Annotated in this window: 11 protein-coding genes; 4 read left to right on the top strand and 7 right to left on the bottom strand. The window is 67.3% G+C overall.

Going from position 1 to position 13,238, the window contains the following annotated elements; genetic code table 11:
- Nucleotides 1–6: 6 nt before the first annotated feature.
- Nucleotides 7–990, bottom strand: coding sequence for a Zn-ribbon domain-containing OB-fold protein (locus tag EIZ44_RS23225; protein ID WP_037809997.1), 984 nt, complete (start codon nucleotides 988–990; stop codon nucleotides 7–9).
- Nucleotides 991–1,071: 81 nt separating this feature from the next.
- Here EIZ44_RS23225 and EIZ44_RS23220 point away from each other — a divergent pair, with 81 nt between their 5' ends.
- Nucleotides 1,072–2,601, top strand: coding sequence for an acyl-CoA synthetase (locus EIZ44_RS23220; protein ID WP_134668186.1), 1,530 nt, complete (start codon nucleotides 1,072–1,074; stop codon nucleotides 2,599–2,601).
- A 687-nt stretch (nucleotides 2,602–3,288) separates the two neighbouring features.
- Here EIZ44_RS23220 and EIZ44_RS23215 read toward each other — a convergent pair.
- Nucleotides 3,289–4,077: a crotonase/enoyl-CoA hydratase family protein gene (locus tag EIZ44_RS23215; protein WP_037810000.1), complete on the bottom strand. Its 789-nt coding sequence runs from the start codon at nucleotides 4,075–4,077 to the stop codon at nucleotides 3,289–3,291.
- 65 nt (nucleotides 4,078–4,142) lie between these two features.
- Between EIZ44_RS23215 and EIZ44_RS23210 the strand changes: the two genes are divergently transcribed.
- Complete coding sequence (locus EIZ44_RS23210) at nucleotides 4,143–5,738, top strand: acyl-CoA synthetase (RefSeq protein WP_199817435.1); 1,596 nt, start codon at nucleotides 4,143–4,145, stop codon at nucleotides 5,736–5,738.
- An 8-nt stretch (nucleotides 5,739–5,746) separates the two neighbouring features.
- The gene (locus EIZ44_RS23205) at nucleotides 5,747–6,853 is read left to right on the top strand and encodes an NAD(P)H-dependent flavin oxidoreductase (RefSeq protein ID WP_037810002.1); all 1,107 of its coding nucleotides are present in this window, start codon (nucleotides 5,747–5,749) and stop codon (nucleotides 6,851–6,853) included.
- 1 nt (nucleotide 6,854) lies between these two features.
- Here EIZ44_RS23205 and EIZ44_RS23200 read toward each other — a convergent pair whose 3' ends face one another.
- From EIZ44_RS23200 to EIZ44_RS23180, 5 genes are read right to left on the bottom strand one after another with little or no spacing between them, the layout of a single operon-like run.
- Nucleotides 6,855–7,223, bottom strand: a complete 369-nt coding sequence (locus EIZ44_RS23200) for a hypothetical protein (protein ID WP_037810003.1) — start codon at nucleotides 7,221–7,223, stop codon at nucleotides 6,855–6,857.
- Complete coding sequence (locus EIZ44_RS23195) at nucleotides 7,220–8,218, bottom strand: hypothetical protein (RefSeq protein WP_134731164.1); 999 nt, start codon at nucleotides 8,216–8,218, stop codon at nucleotides 7,220–7,222. The genes EIZ44_RS23200 and EIZ44_RS23195 overlap by 4 nt, the downstream gene beginning before the upstream one ends.
- Entirely contained in the window at nucleotides 8,215–10,506 is a 2,292-nt protein-coding gene (locus EIZ44_RS23190) for a hypothetical protein (protein ID WP_134731162.1), read from the bottom strand. Before EIZ44_RS23190 ends, EIZ44_RS23195 begins: the two co-directional genes overlap by 4 nt.
- Nucleotides 10,503–11,744, bottom strand: coding sequence for a hypothetical protein (locus tag EIZ44_RS23185; protein WP_134731160.1), 1,242 nt, complete (start codon nucleotides 11,742–11,744; stop codon nucleotides 10,503–10,505). The genes EIZ44_RS23190 and EIZ44_RS23185 overlap by 4 nt, the downstream gene beginning before the upstream one ends.
- A 49-nt stretch (nucleotides 11,745–11,793) precedes the next feature.
- Nucleotides 11,794–12,525, bottom strand: coding sequence for a Crp/Fnr family transcriptional regulator (locus EIZ44_RS23180; RefSeq protein ID WP_051728709.1), 732 nt, complete (start codon nucleotides 12,523–12,525; stop codon nucleotides 11,794–11,796).
- 179 nt (nucleotides 12,526–12,704) lie between these two features.
- Between EIZ44_RS23180 and EIZ44_RS23175 the strand changes: the two genes are divergently transcribed.
- Nucleotides 12,705–13,235: a Pycsar system effector family protein gene (locus tag EIZ44_RS23175; RefSeq protein WP_134731159.1), complete on the top strand. Its 531-nt coding sequence runs from the start codon at nucleotides 12,705–12,707 to the stop codon at nucleotides 13,233–13,235.
- The last annotated feature ends 3 nt before the right edge of the window (nucleotides 13,236–13,238 follow it).

Below are 13,238 nucleotides of genomic sequence, written 5' to 3'. Positions count from 1 at the left end.
GGTTCCTCACAGGTGGTGGGCGAAGGTCTCGTACTCGGCGTCCGGCTCGCCGGTGGGCTCGAAGTGGCTGATGTTCTCCAGCGACGTCCACCATTCCTCGCGCGGCCGCCAGTTGGCGCGCACGCGCATGCCCATCCGGACCTCCTCGGCGGCGCAGCCGAGCACCAGGTGCAGGAAGGCGATGTCGGCCCCGTCCAGCAGGATGTAGGCCGCGACGTACGGCGGTTTGATGCGCTGGCCGAGGAACGGCACATTGACGATGCAGAACGTCGTGACGATGCCGGTGTCGGGCAGTTCCACCTCGTCGGTGGTCGGCACGCCGTCGACCGGGCACGCGCCGCGCGGCGGAATGTAGACCTTGCCGCATTCGGGGCAGCGCTGGCCGAGCATCCGGCCTTCGGCGAGACCGCGCAGGTACCGGCTTTCCTCCGGCGACGCGGAATGCTGGTATTTCAGGTGCACCGGCGTGATGATCACGCTGACCGGCGCGCCTTCCTCGCGTTCCGCCACCGGCGGTGCGGCCTCGGTGGGCGTGGTGTCCGGCGCGTCGGCGGGCAGGAAGTACGCGATGTCGCGGATGTGGCCGACGGTTTCGTCGGCCCACCGTACGCGCACCCGCTGTCCGATGTGGACATTGTCCGGGGAGCCGGCGTCGAGGGCATGGAGCAGGCTCGTGTCCGCGCCGTCGAGTTTCACCAGCACCCAGGCGAACGGGCGCGACAGCGGCTGGCCGTCGAGCGGATCCGCGCACCAGGACCAGGAAACGACGGTGCCTTCGTCGGCGACCGGGACGAACTCCGTCAACGGGTCCGCGGTGGCCGGGTCGTACTCGACCGGCGGCACGTGCACGCGACCGTCGCTGCCGCGCACGCCTTCGATCCGGCGTTCGCGAAGCGCGTTGACGAACCGGCCGAGCACGGGGCCGGTCGAACGGGTGTAGTCGAAGCCGACGTTGAGCGGCGCCGACAGAGGGGCATCCGAAACCGTCACGGCTCCGAGTGAAACACGTTCTCGAATCCGAGGCAAGGAACCTGTTGTGTCTATGTGGAACGCGTTCTAGATTTGGGAGCTATGGACCTGGGACTGTGGACCATCGCCGCGGCCGAGCCCGCCCGGGTGGCGCTGGTGGATCCGGACGGGCGGGAAATTTCCTACGGCGATCTGACGGCGAAAGCAAACCGGTACGCCTCGGGGCTGCGCGAGCTCGGCCTCGGCGTCGGCGACGCGGTAGTGCTGCTGCTGCCGAACGGCGACGACCTGGTCGCGGCGTACTTCGCGGCGATCCAGACCGGGCTGTACGTGGTGGTGGTGAACTGGCATCTCGTCGGACCGGAAGTCGCGTACATCCTCTCCGACAGCGGAGCCAAGGCGTTTCTGGCGCACGAGCGGTTCGCCGACGTCGCGGTGGCTGCGGCTGACGAGGCCGAACTGCCTGCTTCGGCGCGGTTCGCCGTCGGTTCGGTGCCGGGCTTCCGCCGGGTCGAGGAATTGGGTGCCGGGCTCGGGGACGGGCGGCCGGACAACCGGACCGCCGGGTCGCCGATGCTCTACACCTCGGGCACGACCGGACGGCCCAAGGGAGTCAAGCGGCCGTTGACCGGAGCGGATCCGGATCAGGTGCCTGCTGCTTCGACGTGGTTCTTCGGGGTGTTCGGGCTGCAGCCGTTCGACGAGCACGTGCATCTGTGCGGGTCGCCGCTGTATCACACGGCGGTGCTGAATTTTGTGGCTATTTCGCTGCAGCTGGGGCATACCGCGGTGCTGATGGATCGTTGGGACGCCGAGGAAATGCTGCGGCTGATCGAGCGGCATCGGGTCACGCACAGCCATATGGTGCCGACTCAGTTCCGGCGGTTGCTTGCCCTGCCGGACGACGTGCGCACGAAATACGATCTGAGTTCGCTGCGCGTGATGATTCACGGGGCCGCGCCTTGCCCGCTTGAGGTGAAGCGGCAAATGCTCGAGTGGTGGGGCCCGGTCGTGACCGAGTACTACGCGGCGACTGAGGGCGGCGGGACGGTGATTTCCGGCGAGGACTGGTTGCGGAAGCCCGGGTCGGTCGGGTTGCCGTGGCCGGGGTCGACGATCCGGATTCTCGATGATGCCGGGGAAGAAGTGCCGGTCGGCGAGACCGGTGCGGTGTACATGAAGATGGGCGACTCGAAGTTCGAGTATCACCGGGACAAGGCTAAGACGGAGAAGGCCCGGGTCGGGGATTTGTTCACGTTGGGTGACGTCGGGCATCTCGACGAGGACGGGTATTTGTTCCTGCATGACCGCAAGGCGGACATGATCATTTCCGGCGGGGTGAATATTTATCCGGCGGAGATCGAGGGGGAGTTGGTGATGCATCCGAAGATCGCGGACGTCGCGGTGTTCGGGGTGCCGCATGAGGATTGGGGGGAGGAGATCAAGGCGGTGGTGCAGCCCGCGGAGGGGGTTGAGGGGTCGGACGAGTTGACGGCTGAGCTGCTGGCTTATGCGGAGACTCGGCTGGCTCGGTTCAAGTTGCCTCGGTCGGTGGACTATCTGCCGGAACTGCCTCGGGATCCGAATGGGAAGTTGTATAAGCGGAAGTTGCGGGAGTTGTACGTTTCTTGAGGTGTCGCTGGGGCATGGTGTCTCGCACGCGGAGGGTGCGGTGGGGTCCGCTGCCCCTCGGCGGGGGATCACCGTCCCTCGGTCTGGTCGTGGGGTTGGGGCTCACCGTCCCTCGGCTTGGTCCTGGGTTGGGGCTCATCGCCCCTCGGCCTGGTCGTGGGGTGAGCCCGTCACCCCTGAGCCTGGTCGTTGGGTGGGCCGCTGGCCTTCGGCCCGGTCGTGGGGTGGGGGCTCACCGCCCCTCAGCTGGTCGCTGGGTGGGGCCCACCACCCCTCAGCCTGATTGTGACTACGGCGCGGGGGTGCTTGTCAAGGCGGGAAAGATGCCTTGACAAGCACCCCGCGCCGTGTTTTTGGCTGTGTATCGGGGTTGCGGGGGTGTGGGTGCCTTGATTCGCTGGGTGCGTCGGCTGCGGTTGGTGCGCGGCTTGGGTGGTGGGTTGCGGTGGGGTTCGCGGTGGCGGTTTAGCGCCCCAATGTGGCATTGGGTGCATGTGACGCACCCAATGCCGCATTGGGGCGCATCGCGGGCGTCCGGCGGGCGGGGCGGGCGTGGTCCGTGAAGGGCTCCTTGAGGGAATCGGAGTCCGTGAAGGGGTCCCTCACGGCGTGCGGGAGGTGCGGGAGGCGAGTGAGGGGAACCCTGGGGGAATCAGAGTCAATGAGGGGTCCCCTCACGCACCTTCGTCAGCGGCCTTGGAAGTCGGGCTTGCGTTTTTCCGTGAAGGCCCTCGGGCCTTCCTTCGCGTCGGCGGAGGCGAAGACTTCGATGCCGTACTTGGCGTCCAGTTTGAAGGCTTCTTCCTCGTGCATGCCCTCGGTGTCGCGGATGGTCTTGAGGATCGCGCGTATCGCGAGGGGGCCGTTGTCGTTGATCAGTTCAGCGAGTTCCAGCGCGCGAGCCAGCGCTTGACCGTCGGGGACGACGTGGCCTACCAGGCCTATGTCGCGTGCCTCCGCGGCGGTGATGTGCCTTCCGGTGAGGAGGAGGTCGGCGGCGACGGTGTACGGGATCTGCCTGGGCAGCCGCACGGCTGAGCCGCCCATCGGGAACAGGCCCCAGCGGGGTTCGGAGACGCCGAATTTCGCGCTCGCCGCAGCTACCCGGATGTCCGTGCCCTGCAGGATTTCCGTGCCGCCCGCGATGGCCGGGCCTTCTACGGCGGCGATGAGCGGTTTGGTGAGGCGGCGGCCCTTCAGCAGGCCCTCGATGCGGCTCGGGTCGAAGGAGCCGTTCGAGAAGGACTTGTCGGGGGCGTTGCGGGACATGGATTTCAGGTCCGCGCCCGCGCAGAACGCGCCGCCGGCGCCGGTGAGGACGCAGCTGCGCACCTGGTCGTCCGAATCCACCCGGTCCCAGGCCTCGACCATGATCGAAAGCATTTCGCCGGTGAGGGCGTTGCGGGCTTCCGGGCGGTTCATCGTCACCACGAGCGTGCGGCCTTCGAGGCTGACGAGTGCGTGGGGTTCGGCCACCGGGGCCTCCTTCTCAGCTGGCCGGGGTCATTGCCCAGAACGATAACATGTTCTACTTTGGGTGCGTGGCACTCAACATCGCGGATCTACTCGAGCACGCCGTCGACGCCGTGCCGGAACGCGTCGCGGTCGTGTGCGGCGGACGCCAGGTCACCTTCGCGCAGCTGGAGAAACGCGCGAACCGGCTGGCGCACCATCTGTCCGCGCACGGCGTGGGACCCGGTTCCCACATCGGTGTCTATTCCCGGAACTCCATCGAGGCGCTGGAAGCCATGTTCGCCGCGTACAAACTGCGCGCGATCGCGGTGAACGTGAACTACCGCTACGTCCACGGAGAACTCCGCTATCTGTTCACCAATGCCGACCTGGTGGCGCTGGTGCACGAGCGGCGCTACTCCGACCGGGTGGCGGCGGTGCTGCCGGAAACGCCAAAACTGAAACACGTTGTAGTCGTCGAGGACGGGTCGGACACGCCGTACGAGACGGGCGTCGAGTACGAGTCGGCGCTCGAGGGCGAGTCGGACGAACGCGACTTCGGCGAGCGCAGCGCCGACGATCTGTACATCCTCTACACCGGCGGCACCACCGGTTACCCCAAGGGCGTGCTGTGGCGGCACGAGGACATCTGGCGCGCGCTCGGCGGCGGCATCAACTTCGTCACCGGCGAGTACGTCCCGGACGAATGGACGCTCAGCGAACAAGGCAAATCCGGTTCGCTCGTGCGCCTGCCCGCCGCGCCGCTGATCCACGGGGCCGCGCAGTGGGCCGCGTTCGGCGCGCTGTTCACCGGCAGCCCGGTGGTGTTCGTCCCGCAGTTCGACGCGCACGACGTGTGGCGCGCGGTGCAGGAACACAAGGTGCAGGTGCTGACGATCGTCGGTGACGCGATGGCGCGGCCCCTCGTGGACGCGTACCGCTCCGGCGAGTACGACGCGTCGTCGCTGGTCGCGGTGTCGAGCCACGCGGCGCTGTTCTCGCATTCGGTGAAGCAGGAATTCCTCGAGATGCTGCCGAACGTCGTGATCACCGACGCGATCGGTTCGTCGGAGAGCGGATTCACCGGAATCGGCATGGTGGGCAAGGATTCCGACCATTCCGCCGGGCCGCGGGTGAACTTCGGCAAGGACGCCATCCTGCTCGACGACGACGGCAACCTGGTCGAACCGAAACCCGGCGCGATCGGGCTGATCGGCCGTCGCGGGCACGTCCCGCTCGGCTATTACGGCGACCCGGAGAAAAGCCGCACCATCTTCACCGAGATCGACGGCGTCCGCTACGTCGTGCCCGGCGACTACGCGCGCTACGAGGAAGACGGCACGGTCACGTTGCTGGGCCGGGGATCGCAGTGCGTGAACACCGGCGGCGAAAAGGTGTATCCCGAAGAGGTCGAGGGCGCGCTGAAATCGCATCCGGACGTTTTCGACGCACTGGTCATCGGCATCCCGGACGACCGGCTCGGCCAGCGCGTCGCCGCCGTCGTCCAGCCGCGACCCGGCGTGCGGCCGGATCTGGCGGCGCTGGAAGCGCACGTGCGGACCGAGGTCGCCGGATACAAGGTGCCGCGAACGGTGTGGCTGGCCGAGGAAATCGGCCGTTCGCCGAGCGGGAAGCCGGATTATCCGTGGGCCCAGCGGTACGCCGCCGAACACGAACCCGCCTAGGAGGGCGCATGCGCACATCGTTGTGCGACCGGTTCGGCATCGAGGTGCCGATCTTCGGATTCACCCCGTCGGAACACGTCGCGGCCGCGATCAGCCGCGCGGGCGGCATGGGCGTGCTGGGCTGCGTCCGGTTCAACGACGCCGCCGAACTCGACGCGGTGCTGTCCTGGATGGACGAGAACACCGACGGAAAGCCTTACGGCGTCGACATCGTGATGCCGGCGAAGATCCCGTCCGAAGGCACCCAGACCGACCTGAACGAGCTGATCCCGCCGGGACACCGGGAATTTGTCGATAAAGTGCTGAAGGACCTCGCCGTCCCGCCGCTGCCCGACGACACCGACGAACGCGCCGGGGTGCTGGGCTGGCTGCACTCGGTCGCCCGGTCCCATGTGGACGTCGCGCTGAACCACCGGATCAGCCTGATCGCCAACGCACTGGGCTCGCCCCCGGTCGACGTGATCACCCGAGCCCACGACGCGGGCGTCCCGGTGGCAGCGCTGGCGGGCAAGGGCTCGCACGCGGCTCGGCACGTCGACAACGGCGTGGATCTCGTTGTCGCACAAGGACACGAGGCAGGCGGCCACACCGGCGAGATCGCGACCATGGTGCTGGTGCCGGAAATCGTGGACGCCGTCGGCGACCGCGCCCCGGTCCTGGCAGCCGGAGGAATCGGCTCCGGCCGCCAGGTCGCCGCCGCGCTGGCACTGGGCGCTTCGGGCGCGTGGATGGGCTCGTACTGGCTCGCGACGCAGGAGTACCTCCAGACGATGCCCGAATCGGAGGCGATGCAGGACGCACTGGTCGCGGCGACCTCCGCGGACACCGTCCGGACGCGGATCTACACCGGCAAGCCAGCCCGCCTGCTGAAGACCCGCTGGACGGAGGCCTGGGCGGCGCCGGGCGCGCCGGAACCGTTGCCGATGCCGTTGCAGAACCTGCTGGTTTCCCACGCGCACAACCGGATCCACGCCGCCGCGGACCCGTCGGTGGTGTCGATGCCGGTGGGCCAGATCGTCGGCAGGATGGACCGGGTCCGCCCGGTGGCCGACGTGATGGCGGATCTGGTGCAGGGGTTCGACGAGACGGTGTCCCGGCTGGACAAGCTTCGCTGAATCAGAACAATGTGGACAGCTCCCAGACGGCGGTGACACCCGCGACGGCCAACGGTGGCGCTTTCGCTGCGGCTCTGGCCAGCGAGCGAAACAGCAACACGACACTGCGGTCTCCCAAGCCCGCCAGATGAGCGATCCCGTCGCCGTAGGTGTATGCAAACGGAATGGGAACGTCGCCCACGCGGCGGCGGGATCGGCTGCCCCAGTACTCCGGCAGCAGGAACAGGGCAGCGGCTAGGGACACGCAGCTGCGCACAGGCTCGACCAGAAGGTGCAACACGACGGGGAGGAGGAACCGGACCGCGAGACAGACGACGGCGATGACAAGCGCCGCGGTGACGAGTCCGTGGAGGAACGCCGCTCCCGTCATGTGTCGCTCGCTTCGGCGGACGAGGCCAAGTGAGGTGTCTGCTGGCTGCCTTCGCCGCTCCGCTGTGCGCCGAACGGCAGCGCACGAGCGTCGTCGGTGCCGGTCAGCACCTTCCTGACGGTGGCCTGCATCCAGTGCATCGCGACCCGGACCTCGTCGTCGAGCTGCCAGCGGTCCATCGCGTCCGACCTGACGAGTTCGTTGATGAAATCCAGGACGTCCTTGCGGTGGGTGTCGCGCTCCGAGACCAGAGCCCGGACGACAGGTTCGACGTTGCGCGGATTCTGTGCCAACTGCAAAGCGAACTGGTCGATGTCCCCGTTCTCGATGAGTTTCTTGAAGGCGCGCACCTCGGCTTCGAGCCGCAGGTTGCGTTCGGTCTGCGCATCCATGCGGAGCCGTGCGTGGACGGAGGTCTGGATCCCGCAGCCGGCCAGGAAGCGCTTGGAGTCGAAAGCCGCGTTGACCGCCTTCTCGGCGGTTTCGACATCGGTGGCGGCCAATGCCCTGCTCGCTTGCCGGAGGTCGTCGAGCAGTTGCGGGACCAGCAGCCGGCGGATGTCCCGGATTCCCTCGGCCACGACCGTCTTCGGCTTCTCGACCTGCCACTGCACATCCACTTCGGTGCGGAAGACGAACGCGTCGCCGGAACTGGGGAGAGCGATGTCCAAAGTGAGGTTGCGCAGCGACATGTCGACGTCGTACACCGCTCGGTATCCGCCCCAGACCAGTTCTCCGGTCGTCGGCTGGGCCGGCCAGGCGAAGGAGTCGAGACTGCCGTCGCCTTTCACGAAGACCCGAGCGACCCAGGGGCGGTGGATCGCCCGCTTCCGGGCGAAACCGAGGCGGCTGACGCGCTCGGCCGCGATAATCGGTGCGTAAGCGGAACTGGGCAGAGTGCGGACCGCCGGGTTGTAGTTCTCCGCGGCTGCTTCGAGCCAGTCGGGGGCTGGGGCCGGAGCGGCCGATGTGTCGTTCTCGTGGTTTTCGGTCATGCCGCCACCCTCGTTCGTTCGCTTTCGTCGATCTGCGTGCTCAATCGCGTCGCGACGTCCGGGCGGAGCGGATCTGCCCAGTCGTCGCGCAGCCGTCTGATCAGATATTTCAGCCGCTGAGCGTCGCCGTCCCGGGCCACCAGGCGGCCCAGGAACTCGGCGAGCACGTCCAGCAGCGTCGCGTCGCGTTCAGCCGAGCGAACCCATCGGGCCAGCAAGACCCTCGCCAGGAAGTCGCTTTCGCGGGACCTCAAGGCTTTTCCGAGCAGTTCGGCAACCCGCCGGGCGAGGTCGGCGTTCTCCGCGCACAACGCGGGAAGCAGCGGCCACCGTTCCGAGCCGGGTGGCAGGGCCGGGCGGTCGTCCCCGAGCGACACGGACAGGTGATCGAGTTCGTAGGCATAGAAGTTGGCGAGATGTTCGATGCTGATCAGCGCGAGCCGCCGGAGGCTGCTGCGACTGCTGGCCAGCCATATCCGGAGATGGTCCAGGACTTCCGAGACCATCCCGAACGCGAACAGTTTGGCCACGCTGTAGCCTGCCGTCCAGACGATCTCCTGTTCGCCGCCCGAGGCGAACGGCTTGGCACGTTCCGACGGAGTGCCCAGTACCCGAAGTTCCTCAAGTGCGGTGGCGATCCGTTTGCGCCCCAGGGCGTAGCCGTAAGCTATCGCGGTCGTCTGTCGTTGCTCCAGAGTCCCGTGACGGCGCCAGTGCCGGAGCCGTTCGAGGACTGCGGGTTCTACGCTTTCGTCGCGCGCGGCTTGATCCAACGCGATGGCTGCCGAACGGCGCCGGACCGACTTCCAGCCGAACTCCTCGCCCGATTCGGAGTCCGGCGCGATCATTTTCGTGAACACGTCGACGAAATCGAGCCTGCCGAGATAACCGATGACCTGGGCGGCGCGGACCCACACCATCGTCCGCCTGTCTTTGCCGAGTTCCTGCAGCCAGGGGGCGAGCGCGTTCCGGAGCCGGTGGTGGTGCTGCCAGACATGGTTGAGGATCGCCTTCGGGTAGCGCGGATCCTCGAACTCCAGCATTTCCATGGGAATCAGCTCGTGCCGGAAGGTCGCGCAGCCTTCGACGACCTTCGCACGCAGCGCGGGCAGCCGGCTTGCCGGATCGTCAGCGAACAGCGACAGATCCTCTTGCGGCTTGTCCTTCGGATCCTCTCCGCCAGCAGCGAAGCGCAGGCTCAACAGGTCGGCGGCTTCGGCCACCAATGAGTAGGGCGTCCCGTTGAGCACCGCCAGCGCGATCCGGAAGGCGGCGAGCCGCAGCGCTTCCTTGAGCTCCGTGCCGGGTCCGAGCCCGACCAGGTCGCCGAACCATTCAGCGACCTGGATGTCCACGGCTTGCCGGCCGCCCTCTCGCACCTTCTCCTCGGGAATGATCCCCCGTGCGTGCTGGGTGAGGAGCCTCGCCATCCAGACCGACTCGGACGGGGTCGGACACGGCCCGAGCGCGGCCGACACCCAGGCCTTCCGGCACAGCCGAAGCAGCTTCTCCTCGAGGTCGGCCGGATCGTCTGAAACTGTCTCGTGCCGGATGTGATTCCGCAGGAGGTCAGCAGAATCAGGTGCCTGATAGCCGACGGCGTATCCCCCGAACGAGCGGTCATGCCGCGGATCTCCGGCGGCGACGAGCACGCAGTAGGACCGGGATTCGTCGAGTTTGCTCCGGAGCTGGTCGAGGATCGTCTCGGTCAGTCCGCCGCTGACCCTGGCGGGCAGCTCCACCAGATAACCGGCGTCGTCCTTCGCGAAGCTGCCGTTGGTCAGCGATTTCGCGGTCTTGCCGCATTCCCACCGGAAAACGCGGCCCGGCACGAGCTCGTCGAGCAGGTGCAGCGCGGTGGTGACCCGGCCGGTTCCCGGCTGGCCGCGCAGCAGCAGCACGCGCCGTGTTTCAAGCGTTTCGCGCAGGTCCCGGTAGGACTCCACGGTGACGTACCGTTGCCTGACCCAGCGGAGCAACTCCTCCGGCACAGCGCCGACTGTGTGGGCCACCTTCTGCCCGACGACGATGTCGTATCGGTCGCCGACATGCATGGTGCCGATCGTGGCGGTGCGGATGGTCGAGGTCGGTCCGCGCCGCGTGTTATCGGGCTCGAGAAATTTCTCTCCGGCGAAGAGAGCGTCGTTCACCTCTCGCCCGTTCTCATTCGAGAGGTGTTTCTCGTCATCCGAGCCGGTATTCGGCGTCGCCGCGGAAGGCGGCTTGTCGGTGCCGGGCGGGGTGGCTGGTTCCGACGCTGGCTGGGGCGCGGCGTTGTCGTCAGTCATCCCATCCGCCCGTACCGGTAGACCGTCCCGGTGATGTGGTCCCCGTGAATGGTGGCTTGACCGATGTTGGAGACCGGCCCGCTGTGCGGCGTGGCGGCCGGTACCCACGCGGGCACGGGCGACGGCCGGTCCGCGCGCGGCTCAGGAGGGACGGCGTAGCCGTGGACTCGGAGCCATGAATCCGGCTCGGTGCCGACTTTGCGGAAGCTTTCCGGGGCCACCATTCGAGCCGACGACCCGACGACGAACCGCTGGTGCACCACGCCGGTCACGACCAGTACTGCGTGCGTGTCCGCGACTCCGGTGAGAATCGCGGTAGCAGCTTCGCCGCAAGCCAACTGTCGTGCGGTGGCGAGGTCGTTGTCGAGTGCGATTCCGACGGATACCGCGGGGCTCCCGGCGTCGGCGAGCGCTTGCGTCAAGCGGTCCACCCAGACCCCGAGCACAATACCTCCCGTGGCTGGTGCCGAAAGCGGGACGATGAAGTCGTTGCCTCCGCCGGAGATCTTCTCGACGTCGGAGATCCCGGCGGCGTCGAAAGAAGCGAGCGCCGCGCGGCGGATCGAATCCGCGAGAGCGGCGGGAGCGTCGGGCCGTCGAACGCAGACGGCGAGTGCCTGAGGACTGGTCAATCTGGACAGCTGATCGGCGCTGGCTCCAGGAACCCGGACCCACGCCGTGGCTCGAAATCCTTTGTCCGGTGTGTCGACGACGACCTCGGTGAAGTCATCGGGAGACAGGTCGGTGAACAGTTGCCTCACTGAGTCGCGGTAGATGGTCTCCGAGACGACTTGGACCAGGTTCGCGTCGGGAACGGCCTCCAGCGCGGCTCGAACAGGAGCCGCGTCGAGGAGGCGGCCCACCACGACGGGACCCTGTGAGGCGTAGCCGCAGGCCGCGGGCATCGCGCTGCCGTGATGGATCGCCAGCCGGAGCCGGAGCCGGTTTTCCGACCGCCGAGACGAGTTGAAACGTGAGAGCCGGGCGTCCAGCTCCCGTACGAACGGGTCGACGAGGGCCAGTTCGGCTTTGCTGTCGTGGACGAGCGCCAGGAAGCCGTCGCCGCTGTCTTGCCTTTCCCATGCCGCCGGGTCGAGGCCGGCGGCTTCCGCGGCCGAGTTCACCGCTGAGACAAGAACTTCCTGGAGCTCTGCCTGCTGACGCCCGTCGCGGCCGCCGTACTGCCATGCATCGACGGCGACGAACAACACCCTCGAAAATTCCCTGTTGTCCGGCAACTGTCCTCCTTGACCGCGCTCAGCGAGCCAGTCCTATGACTCTGAGTTCTCAACTGTGCGGCACATCGGGGTCGCAGATCCCGTATTGAGACGGGTTCTGGCGTTCGAGTAGTCCGAATCGGGTCAACCGGGCCAGATCGCCGACTACGATCCGTCGGGATCTCCGTCGGACCAGACCGGATCGACGCAGTCTGCGCAGAGCTTTCTCGCACGTGGCGAGCGCGACCCCGGCCAGCGACGCGATTTCAGGCTGAGTCAACGCCGCCTGCAGCTCCCACCCGTCCGGAGTGCGCACTCCGTGCGCAGCGGCGATTTCGGCGAGGGCTTGGCTGACCCGAGCCGACGCGGGGTACGCGATGAATTCCGCGCGGCGGGCGTCGGACGCGTGCAATTGCGCGTTCAGCCGGCCCGCCATGGCCGCCCAGCCGTCCGGATTGCGCTGGAAGAAGTCCTGCAGTTGCGCGCCGCTGATCGATCTCGCGAGGACGGGAGTACAGGTCACCACGTTCGCCGGATGGCGGCGCTCAAGCAGTTCGCCGAGCAGGTCCCCGCGGCCCCGCAGGGCCAGGACGACCGGCCTGCCGAGTTCCGTGTGGACGACGATTTTCGTCAGTCCGTCGAGCAGCAGCAGAACGCGATGGCTTTCCTCGCCCTGCCGGAATATCTGCTGCCGGGCGCGATAAGTCACGGTGGTGCCGAGTTCGAGAATGCCCTCCCTGGTCCGGGTGGACATCCGGCCGAGCAGGCTGTCGGCGGGCCAAGACTGATCGTTCAGCGCCACTCCTTCGCCGAACCGGCCGGGCGCTCGCCCGGCCGGGTGCCGGTCAACATCTCCACGGTCGTCGCGGTAAGCCGGTCAGGACCTCGTCGCAAGACGGGATTCGGCCGGAAAGCCGCCGCACGACGGGGTCTCCGCTCCAGACGAACGGGATGATCGGGAAAACCGTGAGGAGTGCAACGATGAGACATTCCCGGAGGAAGGTCCCGGCGGGCTTGTCCGGGCGGGCAGAAGCAGAACTCGACATCGTGCTGACGACAGTGTCGTCGTTTCAGGGCGCGGTGCAGCACGCCGACGACAAGGCTCGGACGCTGGTGTCCGTGCTCGCGATGATCACCGCGATGGCGACTGCCCAGCTCGGCTTGCTCGGCACCGCTCATCCGCCCGCGGTATCTCGGTTCGTTGTGACAGCCGTCTTGGTGTGCTTCGCGGCGGCTTACGTTTTTTCCGCGGTACACCTTGTCCAGGCCATCTGGCCGAGAACGGGCTCCCCGGCTCCCGACAATCAGTTCGCGTTTCCCAGCGTGGCTGTCGGCGCAGTCGAGGCAAGACCGCGTTCCGTCCGCGATCAAAGAACTCAGGCAGGAGACCTGGCTCTGTTGCTGGCGAGGTTGGCGATGCGCAAACACCGGCACGTTCGGTGTGCGTTGGCCGGGATTTGCGTCCTGCTGGCAAGCGGTCCTGGCCTTCTGCTGCTCGCCGCGCTGGGGTGACTT

The sequence above is a fragment of the Amycolatopsis nivea genome (assembly GCF_004522235.1).
Lineage (GTDB): Bacteria > Actinomycetota > Actinomycetes > Mycobacteriales > Pseudonocardiaceae > Amycolatopsis > Amycolatopsis nivea.
Note: the sequence above shows the minus strand (reverse complement) of the source record. Positions and strands in the feature narration are given on the sequence as shown.